The sequence below is a fragment of the Bradyrhizobium sp. sBnM-33 genome (assembly GCF_032917945.1).
GTDB lineage: Bacteria > Pseudomonadota > Alphaproteobacteria > Rhizobiales > Xanthobacteraceae > Bradyrhizobium.
The window spans coordinates 4,466,168-4,485,063 of the sequence record NZ_CP136624.1 but is presented as its reverse complement, the minus strand read 5'-3'; the positions used below and the strand labels follow the sequence as shown (position 1 = coordinate 4,485,063).

General features: G+C 62.7%; 24 protein-coding genes and 2 pseudogenes. 15 read left to right on the top strand and 11 right to left on the bottom strand.

The window, feature by feature from the left end:
- Window positions 1-25 precede the first annotated feature (25 nt).
- The 5 genes from RX328_RS20620 (at window position 26) to RX328_RS20600 (ending at window position 3,688) form a co-directional block, all read left to right on the top strand.
- Window positions 26-313, top strand: a complete 288-nt coding sequence (locus RX328_RS20620) for a hypothetical protein (protein ID WP_213245722.1) — start codon at window positions 26-28, stop codon at window positions 311-313.
- Between the two features lie 63 nt (window positions 314-376).
- A complete protein-coding gene (locus RX328_RS20615; protein WP_213245724.1) occupies window positions 377-1,540 on the top strand; it encodes a CynX/NimT family MFS transporter in 1,164 nt (387 codons plus the stop codon).
- A 96-nt stretch (window positions 1,541-1,636) separates the two neighbouring features.
- Window positions 1,637-2,254 (top strand): PilZ domain-containing protein, encoded by a 618-nt coding sequence (locus RX328_RS20610; RefSeq protein WP_213245726.1) that lies wholly within the window; start codon window positions 1,637-1,639, stop codon window positions 2,252-2,254.
- Window positions 2,255-2,584: 330 nt separating this feature from the next.
- On the top strand, window positions 2,585-3,214 hold the full coding sequence (locus tag RX328_RS20605) for a transglutaminase-like cysteine peptidase (protein WP_213245728.1): 630 nt from the start codon (window positions 2,585-2,587) through the stop codon (window positions 3,212-3,214).
- A gap of 261 nt (window positions 3,215-3,475) precedes the next feature.
- Window positions 3,476-3,688, top strand: coding sequence for a hypothetical protein (locus RX328_RS20600; RefSeq protein WP_213245730.1), 213 nt, complete (start codon window positions 3,476-3,478; stop codon window positions 3,686-3,688).
- 89 nt (window positions 3,689-3,777) lie between these two features.
- Here RX328_RS20600 and RX328_RS20595 read toward each other — a convergent pair whose 3' ends face one another.
- The gene (locus RX328_RS20595; protein ID WP_213245732.1) at window positions 3,778-4,095 is read right to left on the bottom strand and encodes a hypothetical protein; all 318 of its coding nucleotides are present in this window, start codon (window positions 4,093-4,095) and stop codon (window positions 3,778-3,780) included.
- Between the two features lie 90 nt (window positions 4,096-4,185).
- Complete coding sequence (locus tag RX328_RS20590; RefSeq protein WP_213245734.1) at window positions 4,186-4,641, bottom strand: Hsp20 family protein; 456 nt, start codon at window positions 4,639-4,641, stop codon at window positions 4,186-4,188.
- A 253-nt stretch (window positions 4,642-4,894) separates the two neighbouring features.
- Here RX328_RS20590 and RX328_RS20585 point away from each other — a divergent pair, with 253 nt between their 5' ends.
- Window positions 4,895-5,782 (top strand): alpha/beta hydrolase, encoded by an 888-nt coding sequence (locus RX328_RS20585; protein WP_213245736.1) that lies wholly within the window; start codon window positions 4,895-4,897, stop codon window positions 5,780-5,782.
- Window positions 5,783-5,936: 154 nt separating this feature from the next.
- Window positions 5,937-6,443: a hypothetical protein gene (locus tag RX328_RS20580; RefSeq protein ID WP_213245738.1), complete on the top strand. Its 507-nt coding sequence runs from the start codon at window positions 5,937-5,939 to the stop codon at window positions 6,441-6,443.
- A 474-nt stretch (window positions 6,444-6,917) separates the two neighbouring features.
- Here the strand turns inward: RX328_RS20580 and RX328_RS20575 are convergent, their stop codons facing one another.
- Window positions 6,918-7,070, bottom strand: a complete 153-nt coding sequence (locus RX328_RS20575) for a hypothetical protein (RefSeq protein WP_213246363.1) — start codon at window positions 7,068-7,070, stop codon at window positions 6,918-6,920.
- A 350-nt stretch (window positions 7,071-7,420) separates the two neighbouring features.
- Here RX328_RS20575 and RX328_RS20570 point away from each other — a divergent pair, with 350 nt between their 5' ends.
- From RX328_RS20570 to RX328_RS20560, 3 genes are read left to right on the top strand one after another with little or no spacing between them, the layout of a single operon-like run.
- Window positions 7,421-7,918: a hypothetical protein gene (locus tag RX328_RS20570; protein ID WP_213245740.1), complete on the top strand. Its 498-nt coding sequence runs from the start codon at window positions 7,421-7,423 to the stop codon at window positions 7,916-7,918.
- Window positions 7,906-8,133 (top strand): hypothetical protein, encoded by a 228-nt coding sequence (locus RX328_RS20565; RefSeq protein ID WP_213245742.1) that lies wholly within the window; start codon window positions 7,906-7,908, stop codon window positions 8,131-8,133. The genes RX328_RS20570 and RX328_RS20565 overlap by 13 nt, the downstream gene beginning before the upstream one ends.
- The gene (locus RX328_RS20560; RefSeq protein WP_213245744.1) at window positions 8,130-8,297 is read left to right on the top strand and encodes a hypothetical protein; all 168 of its coding nucleotides are present in this window, start codon (window positions 8,130-8,132) and stop codon (window positions 8,295-8,297) included. Before RX328_RS20565 ends, RX328_RS20560 begins: the two co-directional genes overlap by 4 nt.
- Before the next feature lie 102 nt (window positions 8,298-8,399).
- Here the strand turns inward: RX328_RS20560 and RX328_RS20555 are convergent, their stop codons facing one another.
- From RX328_RS20555 to RX328_RS20545, 3 genes are all read right to left on the bottom strand, one after another.
- Entirely contained in the window at window positions 8,400-10,067 is a 1,668-nt protein-coding gene (locus RX328_RS20555; RefSeq protein ID WP_213245746.1) for a PAS-domain containing protein, read from the bottom strand.
- 233 nt (window positions 10,068-10,300) lie between these two features.
- Window positions 10,301-10,831, bottom strand: a complete 531-nt coding sequence (locus RX328_RS20550; protein ID WP_057843886.1) for a gamma carbonic anhydrase family protein — start codon at window positions 10,829-10,831, stop codon at window positions 10,301-10,303.
- Between the two features lie 73 nt (window positions 10,832-10,904).
- The gene (locus RX328_RS20545) at window positions 10,905-11,234 is read right to left on the bottom strand and encodes a DUF6949 family protein (RefSeq protein ID WP_213245748.1); all 330 of its coding nucleotides are present in this window, start codon (window positions 11,232-11,234) and stop codon (window positions 10,905-10,907) included.
- A 238-nt stretch (window positions 11,235-11,472) separates the two neighbouring features.
- On the opposite strand from RX328_RS20545, the gene RX328_RS20540 reads away from it, so the two are divergent.
- On the top strand, window positions 11,473-12,186 hold the full coding sequence (locus tag RX328_RS20540; protein WP_213245750.1) for a hypothetical protein: 714 nt from the start codon (window positions 11,473-11,475) through the stop codon (window positions 12,184-12,186).
- A 111-nt stretch (window positions 12,187-12,297) separates the two neighbouring features.
- Here RX328_RS20540 and RX328_RS20535 read toward each other — a convergent pair whose 3' ends face one another.
- Together RX328_RS20535 and cysE are read right to left on the bottom strand one after the other, a co-directional pair.
- Window positions 12,298-12,516, bottom strand: a complete 219-nt coding sequence (locus RX328_RS20535; protein WP_025590201.1) for a DUF3126 family protein — start codon at window positions 12,514-12,516, stop codon at window positions 12,298-12,300.
- 107 nt (window positions 12,517-12,623) lie between these two features.
- Complete coding sequence (gene cysE, locus RX328_RS20530) at window positions 12,624-13,451, bottom strand: serine O-acetyltransferase (protein WP_213245752.1); 828 nt, start codon at window positions 13,449-13,451, stop codon at window positions 12,624-12,626.
- 301 nt (window positions 13,452-13,752) lie between these two features.
- Between cysE and RX328_RS20525 the strand changes: the two are divergent.
- Window positions 13,753-14,097: pseudogene (locus RX328_RS20525) on the top strand (hypothetical protein); the annotation flags it as partial.
- Window positions 14,098-14,141: 44 nt separating this feature from the next.
- On the opposite strand, the gene RX328_RS20520 reads toward RX328_RS20525, so the two are convergent.
- Both RX328_RS20520 and RX328_RS20515 read right to left on the bottom strand, forming a co-directional pair.
- Window positions 14,142-14,894, bottom strand: a complete 753-nt coding sequence (locus tag RX328_RS20520; RefSeq protein ID WP_213245754.1) for an alpha/beta fold hydrolase — start codon at window positions 14,892-14,894, stop codon at window positions 14,142-14,144.
- A gap of 59 nt (window positions 14,895-14,953) precedes the next feature.
- Window positions 14,954-16,114 carry a hypothetical protein gene (locus tag RX328_RS20515; RefSeq protein WP_213245756.1) on the bottom strand — a complete coding sequence of 387 codons (1,161 nt, stop codon included), beginning with the start codon at window positions 16,112-16,114 and terminating at the stop codon, window positions 14,954-14,956.
- A gap of 249 nt (window positions 16,115-16,363) precedes the next feature.
- Here RX328_RS20515 and RX328_RS20510 point away from each other — a divergent pair, with 249 nt between their 5' ends.
- Window positions 16,364-16,609, top strand: coding sequence for a zinc-finger domain-containing protein (locus RX328_RS20510; protein ID WP_213245758.1), 246 nt, complete (start codon window positions 16,364-16,366; stop codon window positions 16,607-16,609).
- A gap of 7 nt (window positions 16,610-16,616) precedes the next feature.
- Window positions 16,617-17,819, top strand: coding sequence for an FAD-dependent monooxygenase (locus tag RX328_RS20505; RefSeq protein WP_213245760.1), 1,203 nt, complete (start codon window positions 16,617-16,619; stop codon window positions 17,817-17,819).
- Window positions 17,820-17,850: 31 nt separating this feature from the next.
- Here RX328_RS20505 and RX328_RS20500 read toward each other — a convergent pair whose 3' ends face one another.
- Window positions 17,851-18,291, bottom strand: coding sequence for a twin-arginine translocation pathway signal (locus tag RX328_RS20500; RefSeq protein WP_213245762.1), 441 nt, complete (start codon window positions 18,289-18,291; stop codon window positions 17,851-17,853).
- Window positions 18,292-18,705: 414 nt separating this feature from the next.
- On the opposite strand from RX328_RS20500, the pseudogene RX328_RS20495 reads away from it, so the two are divergent.
- Window positions 18,706-18,804: pseudogene (locus tag RX328_RS20495) on the top strand.
- Window positions 18,805-18,896 lie beyond the last annotated feature (92 nt).

The window sequence follows — 18,896 nt, the reverse complement described above, 5'->3', positions numbered from 1 at the left end:
ATACTTGGCCCATTGGATGTGAGCTATGTTTGAGATCGGTATTTTCTGCGTAATTTTTCTCGCACTATCCTATTGGGCGATCCTCTGGCTGATGGGACGGCGCAATGACGTGTTGCATGGCGAGTTCGTCAAAAGCGAGCCGCACGCTGAAGAACCTGTGCGTTCTGTAGTTCCGAGGCGTCCGCAGGTTCGAACCGCTATGCGTGCGCGTCCGGTTGAAGTTGCTCCGGAGCAACTTGCATTCCGGCAAAAACGGTTGGAGTCGCTGCTGAACACAATCAAGCAGGACCTTAATCAACTGGTACGGAAATAGGCGACCCGCAATAACTGCGCCAGCATCGACGCAGTGTCGGTCTACCCGGTCGAGGAGCGAGCGTTGAGCAATCGCTGGGGCATTCTGGCCGTTCTGTTCACCGTGCGGCTCACCATGGCGTTCCAGTTTCAGAGCGTCGCTGCGGTTGCGCCGCTGCTCGGCACCAAATTCGATGCCACCCTTGCCGATATCGGACTCCTGATCGGCCTCTATTTCACGCCGGGAGTCGCGCTTTCGCTGCCGGGCGGCGCGATCGGAAAAAGGCTTGGCGACAAGGCCACCGTGTCAGGTGCGCTGGTGCTGATGTTGATCGGCCAGGTGGTCATGGTGGTCTCGGAGTCCTGGGGCTGGCAGATCGCAGGACGGCTGATCGCCGGCGGTGGCGGCGTCTTGCTCAACGTCTTGCTGACGAAAATGGTGACCGACTGGTTCGCCGGCAGGGAAATCGCGACCGCGATGGCCATCTTCGTCAATTCGTGGCCGGCCGGCATCGCCATCTCGCTCTTGACCTTGCCCGCGATTGGCACCGCCTATGGCGTCGGCGCAGCCTATCTTTCGATTGCCTCGCTGATCGGCCTCGGCATGCTGCTTCTTGTTGTGGTCTATCGATCGCCGTCAACTGCTGCAGCCGCGCCTTCGGCCGCCTCACGGCTCGACCGCAACACCCTCTTTGCCGTGATCATCGCCGGTCTGACCTGGGGCCTCTTCAACATCGGGTTCGCGACGATTTTCAGTTTCGGCCCTACCCTGCTGGTCGAACGCGGCTGGACGATCACGGCGGCGGGCTCGGCCATCAGCATCGTGCTGTGGCTCGCGGCGCTCGGCGGAACGGCCGGCGGATTTCTGGCCGATTGGACCAAGCGACCGCAATCGGTGCTTGTCATCGGGTGCGTCGTGTTCGCGCTCTTGATGCTCGTGCTGCCTCGCAGCACGGCAGTGCTTCCCCTCGTAATCATGATAGGCTTGATCAGCGCCCTGCCCGCAGGGCCGATCATGAGCCTGCCCGCACGCGTGTTGCAGCCTCAGACGCGTGCGATCGGGATGGGCATTTTCTATACCGTCTTTTACGCCGCAATGATGCTCGGCCCAGCGGTTGCCGGCGCCATCGCCAAATGGAGCGGCAGCGCCGCGGCGGCATTCGACTTCGGGACGGTGGCCCTGCTTGCCTGTCCAGTATTGTTGTGGGGATACAACCGGATTACCTCGCCGCGACCGCAGGCCGCGTGAGTGCCTGCGCCTCATGCCACCGCCGCTAACACATCGTTAACCCTGTCGGCCGTAGGGTCTTCCTGACGCCGAAGGACCGGCTGTCTGGTGGCGAAGATGTCGTTTGCGCAAAAGAAAACAACCATTGTGCCGTCCGCGGAGGAGCGGCGGCGCTTCCAGCGCGTCAAGGTTCACTTGCTCGGCCGCTACATGCTGCCGGATCGCCGCGAATTTCCTTGCCAGATCATTAATATGTCGCCGGGGGGACTGGCGCTGCTGGCACCTGGCATCGGCAATGTCGGCGACCGCGTGATCGCCTATCTCGACCACATCGGCCGCGTCGAGGGAAAGATCACCCGCATCATCGACAACGGCTTTGCCATGACGGTCGGCGCCACCGCGCGCAAGCGCGACAAGCTCGCCGCCCAGCTCACCTGGCTCGCCAACCGCGATATCCTCAATCTGCCGGAAGACCGCCGCCACGACCGCATCGTGCCACGCAACCCGATTGCGCTGCTGACCCTCGAGGACGGTAGCAAGATGACCTGCCGCATCATCGACCTGTCGCTGTCGGGCGCTGCGATCGCCGCGGAGAACCGCCCGCCCCTGAAGTCGCTGGTCATGCTCGGCAAGGTGCAGTCCCGCGTGGTGCGAAACCTCGAAGAAGGCTTTGCGCTCGAGTTCGTCCACGAGCAAGTCGCCGAGGCGCTCGAAGACGCGGTTACCGCGCGGTAAAGCACCAGCCGCCAAAAATCCCCGACTTTCAACCTCAAGAGACGGTATCCGGGTTGCCGGATGCCGCCTTTTCGCCGTCCGGCACCGGCCAAAGTCGGTTAATGTGGGGGGTTTTTGCCCGCGCCATCCCTACTACTGTAGCGTTACAAGCGTTAATCCATAAAATTTGAATCAATTGCAGTTGTTTCAAATTTTATTCGAATTAGATTCAAGTATAGATCGAATTAGCCGCCAGCTTTACTAGTATTCGCGTCAAATGTACTTGCCTGACTTAGCGGCGGCGCAAATCCTTTGTGCGAAACGTGGTCCCAACAAGAAACGGGGGCCACAATGTTGTTCAGGGGACAGGGGAAGGGACTGGCGGTGATCGCCGTCCTGTTGGGAATGAGCGCTTCAATGTGCGTCCCGGCGAAAGCCGGCGACGCAGTCTATGCCAGCCTTGGCGATACCGCGCGCTCGCCGATCGGCTGGGTCGAATTCTGCGCCGAGAACGCGGGCGAGTGCCGCGGCGGCGCTTCACAGCCGCGCGACATCGTCATGTCGCAGACGGCGTGGCGCGATCTGCTGCGGGTCAACAAATGGGTCAACGAGGCCATCAAGCCGATCACCGACATGGATCATTGGGGTGTGATCGAAAAGTGGTCGTTGCCGGCGGACGGTTACGGTGACTGCGAGGACTATGTGCTTCTGAAGCGCAAGATGCTGATCGACGCCGGATGGCCGCGCGAGGCGCTGCTGATCACGGTGGTGCGCGACAAGAAGGGCGAAGGCCACGCGGTGCTGACCGTGAAGACCGACAAGGGCGAGTTCGTTCTCGACAACCAGAACGAAAACGTCCTGGCCTGGACCGAGACCGGCTACCGCTTTGTCAAGCGTCAGTCGCAGAGCGACCCGAACATATGGGTCTCGCTCGGTGACAGTCGCCCGGCGGTCGCCACCGCCTCGTCACGCGATCGATAACGAGAGAAGGATTTTACGGACCCGCGACCCGGTCACATCCCCACCCCTCCCCGTCCCAGACCGGTTCGCGCGCGGCCAGGCTTCCCCCAAAGCCTGGCCGCACCTTTTTTGCGGCGCCGGTGGGTATGTTGATAATGGATGACCTTAGGCCTCCGGAAGTTGCGAGCATTTAAAATCGCTTATATGCCCACTAGCAGACAGACAGGACCGTCGGCTTGTCGCTCAAATTAGTCCTCTATTTTCGCCGCTTGGAGGCCCAAGATGATCCATGTGGACGACCGTACCGCAGCAAATCTGGATGTGGTTCTGGAAGAAGCCTGCAGGGGATTGAAACACGGTGGCGACCACGAAACCCGAAAAAAGATTGCCATGAAACTCATTCAAGCTGCCAGGAAGGGAAATACCACTCTTGGCGGCCTGAAGGCTGTGGCTGATCGAGTCCTGACGGAGATAGCCCACCGCAAATCGGCCTGACAGCGATTTCGACGGGCGCAAGCGATGGGCGACGGCCCTAGGGGCCGCCGCGCCCTGTCATATTTTGTTCTGACGATTTTTTCTGACGACTACGCCGCCAGCGCCACGCGCGAGGTCGATTTTTGCCGCATCGGCTTGCCGCCTGGCGATCCCGGCGGTTTGCGGTCGAGCATCGAAAGCGCTTCGAGAACCTCATCGATGGTCACGACGCGCCTCGCGCCCGCCAGTTCACGCAGGGCGGGATTCGACGTCACCGCCGCGGCATCCGAGGCCCAGGATGCCAGAATCGCGCGCTTTTCGCTCAGCGACAGCGTCGCGTCGGCGACCACATCGCGCGGGTGATCAAACACGGTCGCCGGATGCAGAACGGCATTCAGATCAAAAATATTGTCCGCCTGATCGATCATCGGTTCATCCTCCCCAAAAGGTAAAAATCGCCTCCCGCCCGCAATGCCCGGGCGGGAGCCTCCGGTCCTTTCGCGCGGTGCGAGCCGGCCTTAGGCCGCCTTCGCCTCGATCTGCTGAACGTTGCTCGGCGTCACGCCATTGATGGCGATGCGGCGTGGCTTCATCGCTTCCGGGACCTCCCGGAACAGCTCAATCCGCAGCAAACCGTCCTCGAACGACGCGCTCTTCACCTGCACATGATCGGCAAGGCTGAACTGGCGCTTGAAGGGACGCGCAGAGATGCCCTGGTAGAGATATTCGCGCTGGCCCTTGTCGGCCTTGCGGCCCTCGATCGTCACCGTGTTCTGCTCGGCGGTGACCGAAATCTCATCGGTCGAGAAGCCGGCGACCGCGAGCGAGATCTGGTAGCGGTCTTCGCCCAGACGTTCGATGTTGTAGGGAGGGTAGTTATCCTCGCCCATGCGTTGCGCGGTTTCAGCGAGGTCGAAAAGGCGATCGAAGCCAATGGTCGAACGCCAAAGCGGCGTAAAGTCGTAGGTGCGCATAGCCAAATCCTCCATGGAGCAAGTTGGATACGAGCGGCACCGGACACGACCGGTGCCCGTCCCAGGACCGGGCCCCAAAGGCGCCCGGACCGCCGCCTATCGGCGGCAGCAAAAAAATTGGAAAACCGCGATTTGGTTTCAAGGGTGCGGATAAAAATTTTTGGCGGACCGGCGCGGCCTGGCCGGCCTTGTCGATCTTTTGCACCGCACGACCGATGTGCAATGATGGACCGCCGCGGCCGGAGAACGTACCTTGGCTCACAGCGAGATCGACGCCATCCGTGCATTGCTGGGTTCGAAGCCGCGGCCGGTCGGATGGGCGGAACGGCGGCAGCGGCTCGACGAAGTCGGATCGACCTGGCCGGTGGCATCCGACGTGGAATGCGAGCCGGTCGATTGTGCCGGCGTCGCCGGCGAGTGGTCGATCGCGCCGGGCAGCGACACATCGCGTGTGCTGCTGTACTTCCATGGCGGCGGATACTGCTCCGGCTCGATTGTCAGTCACCGCCGCCTGGTGACGGAAGCCGGACGCGCGGCACGCACCCGCACCCTCGCGATCGACTACCGGCGCGCGCCCGAACACCCCTACCCCGCCGCCCACGAAGACGCACTGACCGCGTGGCATTTTCTGCGCAAGCAAGGCATCGCCGCGGCAAGCATCGCGGTCGGCGGCGACAGCGCCGGCGGCAACCTGACGCTCGGGCTGCTTGATCGGCTGCGCGCCGCCAGCGAGGAATTGCCGGCGTGCATCTGGCTGGTCTCGCCCTGGACCGACCTCACGATGTCAGGCAAGACGCTTCTAACCAAGGACGCAATCGATCCGCTGATCCGCAAGGCCTATCTGGCCGAGCTCGCGAATGCCTACGCGCCGCCACCCATCGACCGCCGCGATCCACTGATCTCGCCGCTATTCGCCGATCTCACCGGCTTTCCGCCGTTCCTGATTCAGGTCGGATCAGCCGAGACCTTGCTGGCGGACGCCACGCAGCTTGCCGAGGCCGCGGGGGCGGCCGATGTCGATGTGACGCTGCAGATCTGGCCACACATGATCCACGCCTGGCCGGTCTGGAATGCCAAACTCGAAGACGGGCGCCGCGCGCTGGCCTGCGCCGGGCAATTCATCAAGTCGCATATCCGATAGCACTGAACATCCGGCTCCGATGGCCGCCGCCAGGAAAGCCTGATTCTCAAGGGCTTGACCGGAATTCCTCACCCGCCCGGCAAATCCCGGTTTTGTGCGGCCGCGCGGCTGTGCTATTTGAGGACATTGAAATCACGTCCGGATTTGCAGTCGCATGATCGAACTCGCCCCCCGGAGTGCCAGCCCCGTCGCGCGTTTCGGCGGCCAGCCGATTGCGATCGCTGCTGCGGCTCTCGTCATTGTCGTGCTTGGCGTAAGCTCTATCGCCCTGTGGCGCGCCTATACGGGCAGCGCCCCCGAAACCGATCGCGCGGCCGCGACCCGCCTGTTGCAGGCGCGCGCCGCGCAAGCCTCCGAGCAACTGGTCGAGAAGACCAAGGGCTTGGAAGCGACCCAGCAGGAATCGATCGACCAGTTGCAGGTGGTGCAGGACCAGTTGCAGACCGTGCGCCGCCTGCTCGCCGCGCAGCAGGCCGATACCAGGAAGCTTTCCGAGCAGGTCGGAACGCTGACAGAAGCGATCGATGGCTTGCGGCAATCCTTTGCCAGCGCGCAGGCCTCCGAACCCGCCGCGGCTGCCGCGCCCCGCAACCGGTCAGCCAAGGCAAAGCCCCGCGCGGCCCGAAGCGCAAATCGCAGCCGCGCCAAGGCGCGGGGCTGACCGGTCTGGTCGGCGTTTGACGGCTGGCGCGACCGCCGATGCCAACGCGATCCGCACCGCTTGCTTCCGGCAATCCGACGATATTGCCCTTAAGCATAGGGACCAGCCCCACCGCATTCCGCCGCGCGGCTGGCTGACGGGACATTTTCCATCGCTTCGGCCCGTCCTGCCGCAAGTTTTTTCCGCCTTTGTGAACTGGTTCACACATGGCCGGAAAAATCCCGGGCATCCTGTAATTCACCGGATGGCGTGAGCCGATTTCAATATCCGGGGCTGGCAAGGTCGTTGACGGTATACTGCGTCGACGGCCTTGTTCTTTTGTGCCCCCTTCAACGGCCGCCGCTGCAATCCAATAGCTCACCGACGCCCGCACCGATACGCGCCAGAATCCAGGCCTGGCTGTGCAGCCCGCTGTGATGGCAGGCCGCAGAGATCGCGTGCAACATGACTGCGCGCGATCCTGTCGAAAATCAGCTATCCGGCGCGACCGCTCTTGCGATACGGCTTGGACATCTGGCGCGGCTTGGCCATCCTCTGTTCGAACTCCCAGAACATCCAGACGAAGGCCGCACCCAGCCCAACCACGATACAAAGGAATAACAACGTCAATGCTGGGACTGTGAGCATGTTCAACATCCCTGATGCGATGCCAGCGGCATATCAGCGGATGGATCGAAATACGGCGTCGGCTCTGGAAAACGCCCGAGCGTATCGCCCCCGCGATTTGCCCTTGAAGTGCTCGACGCTGTCCGCGTCGGATCCTCGCGGATCCCGGGTCAAATCTAGAGCGGGTTCTCGGAGATAGCTGGTGCTATTTTGCTCGTTGCCCTGCGACCGGACGTCGCTCTGGCACCGATTAACAGCCGCGGCAAATGCCCTTTATCTTGCGATCGATCGTCTTGTTTTCTTCGTTGATCACAGCGTCATCGCCGGTCTGCGGGCCCGTTACGTCCGTTCCCCTTCCTGCCGATCTTCCCGTGCCCGTCGTTACGCCGCTGCCTGACGACTGGGCGGTCCCGGCACTGTTGGTGCCCGGTGCAGGCGGCGACGCTAGCCTGGGCTGGTTCGCCGCGCCGCTTGGATCTTCGCCCGCATTGTTCAACCCGCCGGGGCTGGCCGGACCTGGCGGCACGCCTGTGACACTTTGCGAGCCCGCGCCCGCAGAGCCCGCGTTCGGAGAACCAGCGGCGGTGCTGCTACCAGTGGTAGGACCACTTGCCGCACCGCCTGCACTGGCGCCGCCGGTGCTTGCACCTCCGCCGGCGCCGCCGCTGCTCTGTGCAAACGAAGTGACCGGCGATATCAGGATTGTGATGGCCGCAACTGCGGCGGCCGCAGATGATAGCTTCATCGGAAATCTCCTTTACGAAGCAACGACCGCACCCGTACCCTTGTTCCTCCCGGAACGATTCCCCTGCCCGATCATTCATTCACATCCGCTCGACGCCGGACTGGCCACGATTTGCGCAAATTGATTGCCTTCGACGATGACACGCTCGACAAGCTCAAGCAGCTTGCGCGCGACCGGATGGCGACGTTTCAGGAATTGGCCGACGAGGCCTTTGCGGATCTGCTCAAGAAGCACGGCATCCCCATCGACCTCAAGGATGCGCTGAAAAGAAGCGCCGGGCTCTCGAAGGCTGGGACGGCGCGGAAGACGAGATCGAAAACCGGAAGGACGCCATCATGAATTCCGACCCGGACCCTTTCGAGCAAGGCCAGCGCGCCGCGCGCCTGAACATTCCGGCCGAAGCCAATCCATATCAGAATGGCAGCGAGGAGCATGCGCTCTGGGCCGCGGGCCATGAAAAGGTCGCCGGCCCTCGCGAGGCGAACGAAAGTGAAGGCGGCTGAGCCGCCTGGAACGTTTGCGATCGTTAGAACGTTTCGCGTCAAGAAAACGCGTCAAAACAAAGTCTAAAGCCCGGCTCTGATTCAATCAGAACCGAAAAGCTTCTACGCCGCAGCTTCGGTCGGGGCCGCAATATCGGTCTGGCCGGTCCGGTCCTCGACCATGCTCACGAACAAATGGGACTCGCGTTCGGGCCCGCCGATCTGAAGCCGCCGCACCGCAATGGTGCGCCGGCCCTTGACGGGGTTGTCGACGGTATCGACGATCGTTTCGAGTTGCTGTTTGCGCTCCAGCAACTGCCGATCCCGCCGTTCGATCAATTCGGCAGCCGACTCCGGAAACAGCTCGCGGGGTGTTTTCCCCATGATCTCCGCACGCGACATGCCGATCATCTCCTCGGCTGCCTTGTTGACGAACAGGTACCGCAGATTGCGCGCGTCCTTGACGAGAATCCCCTCGGGTATGTTTTCGACGATCGCGGCCAGAAACTCTTCCGTCCGCTCCAGAATGGCTTGACCTTTCCTTTGTGCGGTAACGTCTTCCTGCACCGACACCCAGCCGCCGCCGTCCATCGGACGCTCGTGGATCTTGATCCCGCGGCCGTCGGTGAGGCTGATTTCGTAGCAGGTCGGCTGCCGTTTTCCGATGCGATCAATGATCGCTGCGAGATATTGCTTGATGTCGCCTTTGAACAATCCGCTGTCGACCCGATGCTGCAGGATCTCCTCCAGCGACGATCCGGCCTTGATCTTCACCGGCAGGCCGTAGAGTTTTCGATATTGGTCGTTCAGCGCCAGGACCTGCGCCTTGCCGTCGAGCATGACCAGGCCCTGCGGCATGCTGTTGATGGCCGCAGTCAGTTGCCATTTGGTGGCTTGATACTTGTCGTTGAACCTGTCGCGCTGATCGATGGCAGCATCGCGCTGCTTCGCGGTACCGGCTTTGAGCTCCTCGAGCTCGAAGTTGCGGCTCACGACGTCACGAAAATTCTGAACGGCGTAGGCCAGACGCCCGATCTCGTCGGCACGGGCGTAATGCGGAATATAGCTATTGACGTTGCCGGCGGCGATGCGGTCGGTCGCCTCGGTAATTTCCTGCAACGGCTGGACGACAGAGCGTCGCATCACGAGTACGTTGAGTGCGGCAAATATCAGAGCGCCAAGTCCGAGCGCGAACAGATAGAAGGCAGCATAGCGGCCCTGGTCGCCGAGCGCCGCGGCCTCGACGGTGCGTTCGTTGTAGATCCGCGTCAGCGCCTCGAGGTCGTTGCTGAGCTGCGTACGCGGCGCACGGTTGGCGTCGTTGTCGCCCCATTCGCGGCCAGCCGCCGGGCTGATGTCGACCGCGCGTCGTACGAGCTCCTTGCGGAATTCGATAAACTGGTCAATGCGTCGCTTGAAAGCCGTGAACTGCTCGACGTCGTCAGCGCGGACCGTTTGCTTCCACCGCTCCATCACGCCGGTCAGTTCGCGGTTGCGCTTTAAGAGCTCGTCGCCGTACTGCTTCACCTTCGCCCGGTCGGTGGACATGTAGATGCCGCGCGATTCCATGACGATGGCGTAGATGAGACCATTGGCTTGGCTCACGTTGGCTGCGGCCTGGGCCGACGATGCCTGCAGGTGCCGATATCCGGTTTGCAGCCGTACCGACTGGATCGACATCACCATTAGGACGGTCGTGACGACCATCAACCCGGCGGCGATGCCATAGATTTTCTCGGTAACGCTGAGATCGCTCGTCCAACCGACGAGCCCAGCCATCATTCTTTTCATCGATCCGGCCTCCGGCAGTTGCGAGGTCGGGCTTCAGGGTTGGTGCATCCGTCGGCCATCGCTCCCGAACGATAGAGCCTAAGGCACCTGCGCTATCATAAGCTTAAGGTTGCAACCGCGGGCTACGGCCATGGATGGTTCCCCTGCATGACGGTTAGCGAAGCGTCAGCGAGATACTCCTCGGAGGCCCCGTTCTCGCGAAACCGCCGAGACGGAACCGAAGAGGACTGTCTTCACCCGATCTTCTTCAGTCCGTTTTTAAACCGCGGCCCGTTGAGCGCATAGAATTTCGCAGCACTTCCCATCGCCGTCACCTGCTCGGGTGACAAAGTGCGGATCACGCGCGCGGGCGAGCCGATGATCAGGGAATATTCGGGATATTCCTTGCCTTCGGTGATAACCGATCCCGCGCCGACGATGCTGCCGCGGCGTATCTTCGCGCCGTTCATGACGATCGAGCCCATGCCGACCAGCGCGTCGTCTTCGAGCGTGCAGCCGTGCAGGATGACATTGTGGCCGACGGTGCAGTTCTTGCCGATCGTGAGCGGAAAGCCGCGGTCGGTATGGCAGGTCGAATTGTCCTGGACGTTGGAGCCTTCGCCGATTTCAATCCACTCATTGTCGCCGCGCAGTACTGCGCCGAACCACACGCTGGCGGAATCCAGCAGGCGCACCTTGCCGATCACGACGGCGGTGTCTGCGATGAAATAGTTTCCGTTTGCGGGGAGTTCAGGCCCCTGTCCGTCGAGTTCGTAGATCGCCATAACAAAAAGGTCTCCGTTGGCAGAGACCTTGGCACAGCCGCTGGCGCGGGATCAAGCGAACAGGCCGCCAGCCTCAGGCCAGCACGCCCGCGGCTCGCAGCGTCATCAGGAAGAACGTGCCGGACATCATGCTCCAGAAACCTGAAAGCACGGTCGCCATCATCACGAATTCGAAGCGGCGGCGCTCGATCTTCGCGCCGCGCAGCGTGTTACGCATGATGATGAAGGGTGCGGCGAAAACCAGAAACGGCACGGCCGCAAATGTCTTCGGCGCCACGCCTTCCTCAAGCAGCCCGAATCCCGCCGGCCGCGCCGCCATTGCCTGATAGCCGCTGGCGAGCGCGCCTGCGAGCGCAAAGCCGATGCACAGGGAGAACAGGGAATTCAACGCATCGGGCGACATGACAACTTCCCGTACTCGACAAACCGCGCCCCTGCTTTCGCAAAATTGGGCGGCGGCCGCCACAGCATCCTTAAGGAAGGGTTAACAACGATCCGCCAGGACCTCGTTTGCGCATAGCTACAGCAGCCGAACTCCCGCGAAATCATGCGGAAATCGCGCTGCCCATGGCATATTCGCGGAATGATTCGCCTAGCTCTCGGGATCGTGCCCGAGCCTCGAACCCACCGATGCTTCCTTCATGACCCTGCTTTCGACGGCCCAGCACCTCGCCCGCGACACCCGCAGGGATCCGCGCTCGCACATGATGCTCATCATGGTCGCCGTAACCATCACCGCGGGCGCCGCTGCACTTGTCGCTTACTTGCTGTGGCCAACCTGGGTAGCGCGGCCCGCCAGCGCTCCGGGCCGGTTGCCGGTCAGCGTCGGCGCCACGCTCTTCAATGTGCCGACAGCAGCAATCCGCCGCAAGATCCAGCGCCACTCCGGGCCGCAGGAGCGGGTCGATCTCAGTTTCGTCTTCCCGTCGCTTGAACCACCGGATGCGCCGAAGCACGTCAGCGCCGATACGATCGAGGAGAAGGTGCAGCCGATCGACCGGATCTTCGTCTCGATATCGGCCCACCACGACACGCTGCCGCCGGATACGCGGGTGCGCACGATCTACCCGCGCTACCTCGAACAGAAGACAACACCGATCGACGACGGATTGACGATGCGCGCCTTCCGCGACGGCTCGCCCTACGCCAACGAGGATCTGTTCTCGGCCGGCGCTCCTAGCCTCAACGCGCGCTGCACGCGCGATGGCCTGACGCCCGGCATGTGCCTGAGCGAGCGTCGCGTCGACGGCGCCGACCTGACGTTCCGCTTTCCGCGGAGCTGGCTGTCGCAATGGCGCGATGTTGCGAATGCGATGGACCGCCTGACGGCGCAAATGCGCGGTCCGAAGGACTAGGCTCGATTTCGCAGCCTTGTAGGGTGGGCAAAGGCGCAATTTCGTAATTCACGACTAAGAAAACAAGTTGGTGGGCACGCTACGCTTTGCCCACCCTACGCCGCACGCACTCTATCCGACGTCGGCGAGATCTTCTTCGAGGATCGCCATCTGAAACTGGAACGAGCGATCGTCGTCCTCGTCATCGACGAACAACACGCCGATGAATTCCTCGCCGATATAGACTTCGGCGGAGTCGTCTTTTTTCGGCCGCGGCACGACGCGGATCTTTGGATTGCCGAATACGCGCTTGAGATAGGCGTCGAGCTTCCTGACTTCCTGAACGTCCACGGCGGTCTCCAATCGGATTCTTTAAATTTCCGGGAGGTTTTTAGGACGAGACGGCGCAGACTACCAGCCGTAACTTCACAAATACGGCTGGCAGAAAGTGAGGAAAATCAAAGCCCGATAGCGCCGAGCATCTGATCCATGGTGCGCGACGGCTCGGCACAGCCCGCCTCGCCGACGATCTTGGCGGGGACGCCGGCGACCGTGACGTTGTGCGGCACCGGCTTGACCACCACCGAGCCCGCGGCAATGCGCGCGCAATGGCCGATCTCGATATTGCCGAGAATTTTGGCGCCTGCCCCGATCAGCACGCCGCGGCGGATCTTGGGATGACGATCCTCATTCTCCTTGCCGGTGCCTCCCAGCGTGACGCCGTGCAGGATCGAAACGTCGTCGTCGATCACGGCGGTCTCGCCGCAGACGAAGCCGGTCGCGTGATCGAGGAAAATGCCGCGGCCGATTTTGGCGGCAGGGTTGATATCGGTCTGAAACACCGCCGACGAGCGGCTCTGCAGATAATAGGCAAAATCCTTGCGGCCCTTTTGATAGAGCCAATGCGCCAGACGATGGGTCTGCAGCGCGTGAAAACCCTTGAAGTAGAGCAACGGATCAATAAAGCGCGAGGTTGCGGGGTCGCGGTCGTAGACCGCGACCAGATCGGCGCGGAACGCATTGCCGAGATCGGGCTCGTCGCGCAGCGCCTCATCATAGGTCTGCCGGATCAAATCGCCCGATAGCGCCGAATGATCGAGCCGCTCGGCGAGACGATGCACGACCGATTCCTCCAGGCGATCGTGGTGCAGGACGGTCGAATAGATGAAGGAAGCTAGCTCCGGCTCGCGGCGGACGATGTCCTCCGCCTCGCCCCGCACCCGGTCCCAGATCGGATCGAGCGCGGCGAGCTTCGATGCTTGCGGATTGACCTGATGCACTGCCATGGTTGCTCTCGCAAATTCGCTGATTTCGTTACTATTATAGCACGGCGGGCGGACTTCTGTCCCGGGCAGGCGCAGGCCAAAGTAAACCGCCTCCGAATGCCGTGGGGTCAATTCAAGGTGGTCAGCGATAGCAGGAAATCAAGCCGGCGGGGCCTGCGACTATTGGTGAATTTCGGCGGACCTGCCATTCGGCGGATGCTGGCCCAAAATGGGGGGAAGCCACATCAGCACGCAGATATTGCGGGCGCGTACTGCTGCGAATTCGCGCTAGGCCTCGATCGCCGCCATCGCCATCCCATTGATGTTGCTGGCCCCTGCCCTGTGGAATGGCTATTCCCTGCTCCAGTGGGACACCGGCGGCTATCTGGCCCGGTGGTACGAGGGCCACCTGCTCCCCAGCCGCTCCACCACTTTTGGCCTCTATCTTCATTTCGGCGAGGATTCGAGCTTCTGGATTAACCTCGGGATCAACGCGCTGGCGACGCTGTGGATCCTGCAGCTGACGCTCCGCGTGCTCGGTATCTCCGAGCCGTTGCGGCTCCTGGCCATGAGCTTCGTGCTGGCCCTGACCACCTCGCTGCCTTTTCTTGCCAGCACGCTCCTGACCGACATTTTCGCCGGGCTTGCAACCACGGTGGCGCTGATCGCGGCGATCAGGCATTTCACCGCTGAGGATCATCGCGCGACCGCTCATTGCCGTCGCGACAGGAAATCGATGACACCGACCTTGTAGACCTTGTCGCCCACCGCGCGCATGTGATCGCGGTTCGGAATGTCGAGCACCTCCGCGCCCGGAATGATCCTTCCGAGCGCCGCGGCTGAGCCGGCAATTTCATCCCTGGTGCCGACCGCAATCAGGACTGGCACGCGGATCCCGGCGGCTTCATCCGATGTCATCAGCCGCCGCGAGCCGCGCAGGCAGGCGGCAAGCGCGCGGCGGTCGGATCGGGTCTGATCGGCGAAGGCGCGAAAGGTGCGGCCGACCGGATCGGTGACGTCCTCCAGCGACGGCGCTTCCAGCGCGATGGCCACGTTCTCGCCGGGACCGCCGCCCTCGATCAGTCCGATCCCGATGCCGCCGAGAATCGCCGAGCGCAGCCGCTGCGGCTGCTCGCGCGCCAGGATCGCCGTCATTCGCGATCCCAGCGAATAGCCCATGATGTCGGCACGCTCGATTCCCAGATGATCCAGCAGCGCAATGACGTCGCTCGCCATGATCGCAATTTCGTAAGCAGCGGAATCGTAGAGCTTTTCGGAATCGCCATGGCCGCGATTGTCGAGCGCGATCACGCGGCGGCCGTCTTTCCTCAGATCGGAAACCCAGGTCGGATAAACCCAGTTCACGTTCTTGCTGGAGGCAAAACCATGCACGAGGACGATCGGATCGCCCTCGCCTTCGTCGAGATAAGCAATTTCGACAGCGCCGTTGTGAAAACTCGGCATCATCAGTTCCATTTTTCGGGGGATTGGAAATGGACGGGGGCCTTGCAATGGCCGCAAGTCTAGCCGTGCGCGGCAGCGCCCGCCAGCGCCGGAGCGGCCGGCAAGCATGCTGCCGCCGCCTTCTTTCTCAAGCGCCGCACTTTCTTGCGGCGAAGCCACGCTTCGGTCGCCCGTTCGGTGGTCGCCTTGATTGACGACAGAAATCCGAACAGCGCCAATAGCGCGCCGAATACCCACATCGTCAGATTGAACGTGCCGGCAGCCAGCAGCAGCGCGCCGCGGCCGAGCACTTTCAAAATCGCGCGGGTCTGGCCGCCTTTGGATTCGGCAAGCCGCGCGGCGCGGGCGATATCCTTCGGACCTTGCGCGATGCGCAGTGCGTCGAGCGCGCCACGCGTGCCGGCCTTTTCGCCGACGCGTCCGACATCTTTCGCCAGACGCACCAACGCGCCGGCCTTCTCGGCCCGGAAGGCCGCCTTGATTGCGCTGATGGTCTGGCCGGGCCGCAGCACCGAGCCCTTCGCGACCGCCTGCTGCAGCACCGGCGCATCGACGACCTCGCGCGCCGAGCGGCCGGCCCATTGCGTCAGCCCCTCGCCAAGACGTCCGACCTTGCGGGCACTCTTGACCATGCTGAGGCCGGCGCGCACCGGACCAGCACCGCCGACCGATACATAGGTCGCGGCGGTCACTGCGAGGCCGACCGTCGCAAGGCCCAGCACCAGCCGGTCCACGTCCTCGCCCGTCGCGAGGTGCTTGCCTTCGCGAACAACGTCCCTGATATCGCCGTAGACGAAGAGATCGCCGGCAACCGTACCCGACAGGCTTGCGACATCATCGGCATTGCCGACCACGAAACCCGTGGCAAAGCGTTTGGCAAAATGCGACGCCGAACCTGCGTCGATAACGGCATCGCTGACCCGCTTCGATAGTTCGTCGCTCACGGCAATGCCTTTGTCGCGGGCGAGTTCGACGAAGCTGTGGGCGAGATCGGGATCCCCCGCCGCGAGCGCTGCCTCGATATTCTCGGCGACCAGCGCGTGGTTAGCCCGCAACGCGGAGTTGATCTGGATGTCGGACAGTGTCGCGGGATCGTCCTGCGCGGCCAGGATGGCGCCGGCCTCGCGGGCGTGCGGCCACAGCGCCGCGCACACCGCCACGCTGAGCGCCAAGCATCCCAGCGCCCCTGCCAGAGCCGAACCGAACCGCAACCGCCTCATCCAAAAAAGTCCAATGTTTTCGTCTTTCTCAAGATGGTATGCCGTTTTTAAGACACAACTGCCCCGACGAAAGAAGGGCTTTTCTCCGACGACAAGATTGTGTCGAATTTGCATGAGCAAATGTGCGGCGGGGACATCCCGAATCGGCTCTAGGAATCATCGGCACCCCCCACTATGGTGCGCGGCATTTCGAAGCTGCCGCGTCGCGTTGATTGCGTGCGCTCATCGTTGAAATCCAAGGTGAAGCTGATGTCCGACCATGTCGTCCCGCATTTCCATAACGACGCCGGAGTCTCCGTGATCGAGATCGGCTCGCAGGAATTCATGTGCGTGGGCGCCAATCCGCCGTTCGATCATCCGCACGTATTTCTCGACCTTGGCAACGACAACGAGATCATCTGCCCCTACTGCTCGACGCTTTACCGCTTTGCCCCCGACCTCGCCGCAGGCGAAGCCCGCCCGCCGGAATGCGTCCTGAGGGACAAGGTCGCCTGACGTTTCGGTGGCCGCCGCGCGCACCATCATCGTTGCTGGTGCCGGGATCGGGGGACTGACGGCAGCGCTTTCGCTCGCAGCCAAAGGCTTTCGCGTCATCATTCTGGAAAAGGCCGAACGGCTGGAGGAAGCCGGCGCCGGCCTGCAGCTTTCGCCCAACGCCAGCCGGATCCTGATCGACCTCGGCTTGCGGCCACGGCTTGCGCCAAGCGCCGTGACACCCGAAGCCATTAGTATCGTGAGCGCGCGTGCGGGCGGTGAGATCGCCCGCCTGCCGCTTGGCGAGGCCGCCGGTCTGCGCGCCGGCGCACCCTATTGGGTGATGCACCGCGCCGATCTGCAACGCGCCCTGCAGGCGGCGGTAAACGACCATCCGGACATTGACCTGCGACTTGGTTGCCAATTCGAAGACGTGACCTCGCACGCCAAAGGGCTGACTGTAGTGCAACGCCACGGCAATGCACGTCAGCAGGAGTTGGCAGGTGCGCTGGTTGGTGCCGACGGCATCTGGTCCACGGTGCGGAACCATCTGTTCCCGGACGTGCAACCGCAATTTTCCGGCCTGATTGCCTGGCGCGGAACCCTCGATGCGACCGCGCTGCCGCGCGAATATACCGCCGCCCGGGTGCAGCTCTGGATGGGGCCGGACGCGCACCTGGTCGCCTATCCGATCTCGGCGGCGCGCCAGATCAACGTGGTCGCTATCGTGCCGGGAACCTGGAACAGGCCGGGCTGGAGCGCGCCCGGCGATGCCAACGAACTGAAGAACGCATTCGCCTCGCAGCGCTGGCCCGCGACTGCGCGGATGCTGATTGGGGCCGTCGACGAGTGGCGGCGCTGGGCGTTGTTCACGCTGCCTGGTATCCGCGAATGGACCGACGGCGCGATCGCGCTGCTCGGCGACGCCGCGCACGCGATGCTGCCGTTTGCCGCGCAAGGCGCAGGAATGGCGATCGAGGACGCCGCCGTGCTCGCCAAATGCTTAAGCGAAAACCCGGGCGATCCTATTGCAGGCACCCCGGCGGCACTGAAGCGCTATGGCCGGCAGCGGCGCGGCCGCGTGCTGCGGGTGCGGCGTGCGGCCCGACAACAGGGACGCATCTACCATCTCACCGGACCGCTGGCCCTGGCGCGCGACCTCGCGATCAAGGCGATGGGCCCGGAGCGCATGCTGGCGCGGCAGGACTGGATTTACAATTGGCGGGTGTAGAGCGAAGTTCGAGGCCGCAACCGATAGCATTCTAATTTGCCGCCGGGCTTGCCTTCGTACGGCTCTTGGCAGCGGGAGCCGGTGCGATCGATGGCGGGACCGGCGCCGGCCTGGCTTCCGGTTTCGATTCCTGGCACCGGTTTTTCTGCCAGGCTTCATCGGCCAGCTTCGATTGTCCGCGCAACGCGATGTAGTCGTTGCGGTAGGCGAGCTCCGCCACCACGGGACCGGCGACGCCGGTTTCGGCCTTGGTCATCAGCCCCTGCAACTCCGCGGTGCGCGCCGCGAGGTTCTTGCGCTCGGGCTCGAGCTGCTTGCAATCGTAGAGATCGTATTTGGCGGGATCGGCAAAGGCCGGCGAAATGGTGTCGCTCATCCCGGCGCAACCGGACAGGCCGGCGCCGAGCGCAACCAGCGCCAGCGCCGCGAGGCTGCGCGAGAATAACCGGCGATGGGACAGCGAGTTGGGCATCGGACCTTCGTTAAGCGGATTATCTTGAGATTGCCTAAAGCTTGCCGCAGGTAAACACCCCAAGTGTCCGCATTGAGGCTTTGCTTCTGCGCGCGCGCTCACTTAAAGGTGGGGAGCGTTCGGGCCGGAGATTATCCCAATTCCACCTCTCCGGAAAACGCGCTAAGTATCTGATTTGGTAGTGAAAGCGGGCGTGGCGAAATGGTAGACGCAAGGGACTTAAACGCTTGAGTGCTCTTGGGGAAACCCAAGCTGTAGAACTGCTCAAAGTCGGGGAAACCTTTCACATGGCAATCCCGAGCCAAGCGCCCAGACCTCACGGTTCGTGCGAAGGTGTAGAGACTAGACGGGCAGCACCTAAAGGCGCGAACGCACCAATGGTGAAGGTATAGTCCAGACCACAAACGAGCCAGCGCGGATGTCCACGCTGGCGAGGCGGCGAAAGCCGTAGCTGGTAAGAAAATCCCTCGGAGGGTGACCTCTGTGCCGGTTCGAGTCCGGCCGCCCGCACCACGCTTCGCCCTGACGGGCTACGCGTGGCGCAGCCACGCGAAGGCCGCCAGGCCGAAGCGTGTCCGGCGTAGCTTGGGTGTGGCGAAAGCGAA

Bases quoted from the DNA above. Each gene is read 5' to 3' on its own strand.
- RX328_RS20620 (WP_213245722.1), top strand. From the start codon at position 26: ATGTTTGAGATCGGTATTTTCTGCGTAATTTTTCTCGCACTATCCTAT.
- RX328_RS20610 (WP_213245726.1), top strand. From the start codon at position 1,637: ATGTCGTTTGCGCAAAAGAAAACAACCATTGTGCCGTCCGCGGAGGAG.
- RX328_RS20605 (WP_213245728.1), top strand. From the start codon at position 2,585: ATGTTGTTCAGGGGACAGGGGAAGGGACTGGCGGTGATCGCCGTCCTG.
- RX328_RS20600 (WP_213245730.1), top strand. From the start codon at position 3,476: ATGATCCATGTGGACGACCGTACCGCAGCAAATCTGGATGTGGTTCTG.
- RX328_RS20595 (WP_213245732.1), bottom strand. From the start codon at position 4,095: ATGATCGATCAGGCGGACAATATTTTTGATCTGAATGCCGTTCTGCAT.
- RX328_RS20590 (WP_213245734.1), bottom strand. From the start codon at position 4,641: ATGCGCACCTACGACTTTACGCCGCTTTGGCGTTCGACCATTGGCTTC.
- RX328_RS20580 (WP_213245738.1), top strand. From the start codon at position 5,937: ATGATCGAACTCGCCCCCCGGAGTGCCAGCCCCGTCGCGCGTTTCGGC.
- RX328_RS20575 (WP_213246363.1), bottom strand. From the start codon at position 7,070: ATGCTCACAGTCCCAGCATTGACGTTGTTATTCCTTTGTATCGTGGTT.
- RX328_RS20560 (WP_213245744.1), top strand. From the start codon at position 8,130: ATGAATTCCGACCCGGACCCTTTCGAGCAAGGCCAGCGCGCCGCGCGC.
- RX328_RS20555 (WP_213245746.1), bottom strand. From the start codon at position 10,067: ATGAAAAGAATGATGGCTGGGCTCGTCGGTTGGACGAGCGATCTCAGC.
- RX328_RS20550 (WP_057843886.1), bottom strand. From the start codon at position 10,831: ATGGCGATCTACGAACTCGACGGACAGGGGCCTGAACTCCCCGCAAAC.
- RX328_RS20545 (WP_213245748.1), bottom strand. From the start codon at position 11,234: ATGTCGCCCGATGCGTTGAATTCCCTGTTCTCCCTGTGCATCGGCTTT.
- RX328_RS20540 (WP_213245750.1), top strand. From the start codon at position 11,473: ATGACCCTGCTTTCGACGGCCCAGCACCTCGCCCGCGACACCCGCAGG.
- cysE (WP_213245752.1), bottom strand. From the start codon at position 13,451: ATGGCAGTGCATCAGGTCAATCCGCAAGCATCGAAGCTCGCCGCGCTC.
- RX328_RS20520 (WP_213245754.1), bottom strand. From the start codon at position 14,894: ATGCCGAGTTTTCACAACGGCGCTGTCGAAATTGCTTATCTCGACGAA.
- RX328_RS20515 (WP_213245756.1), bottom strand. From the start codon at position 16,114: ATGAGGCGGTTGCGGTTCGGTTCGGCTCTGGCAGGGGCGCTGGGATGC.
- RX328_RS20510 (WP_213245758.1), top strand. From the start codon at position 16,364: ATGTCCGACCATGTCGTCCCGCATTTCCATAACGACGCCGGAGTCTCC.
- RX328_RS20500 (WP_213245762.1), bottom strand. From the start codon at position 18,291: ATGCCCAACTCGCTGTCCCATCGCCGGTTATTCTCGCGCAGCCTCGCG.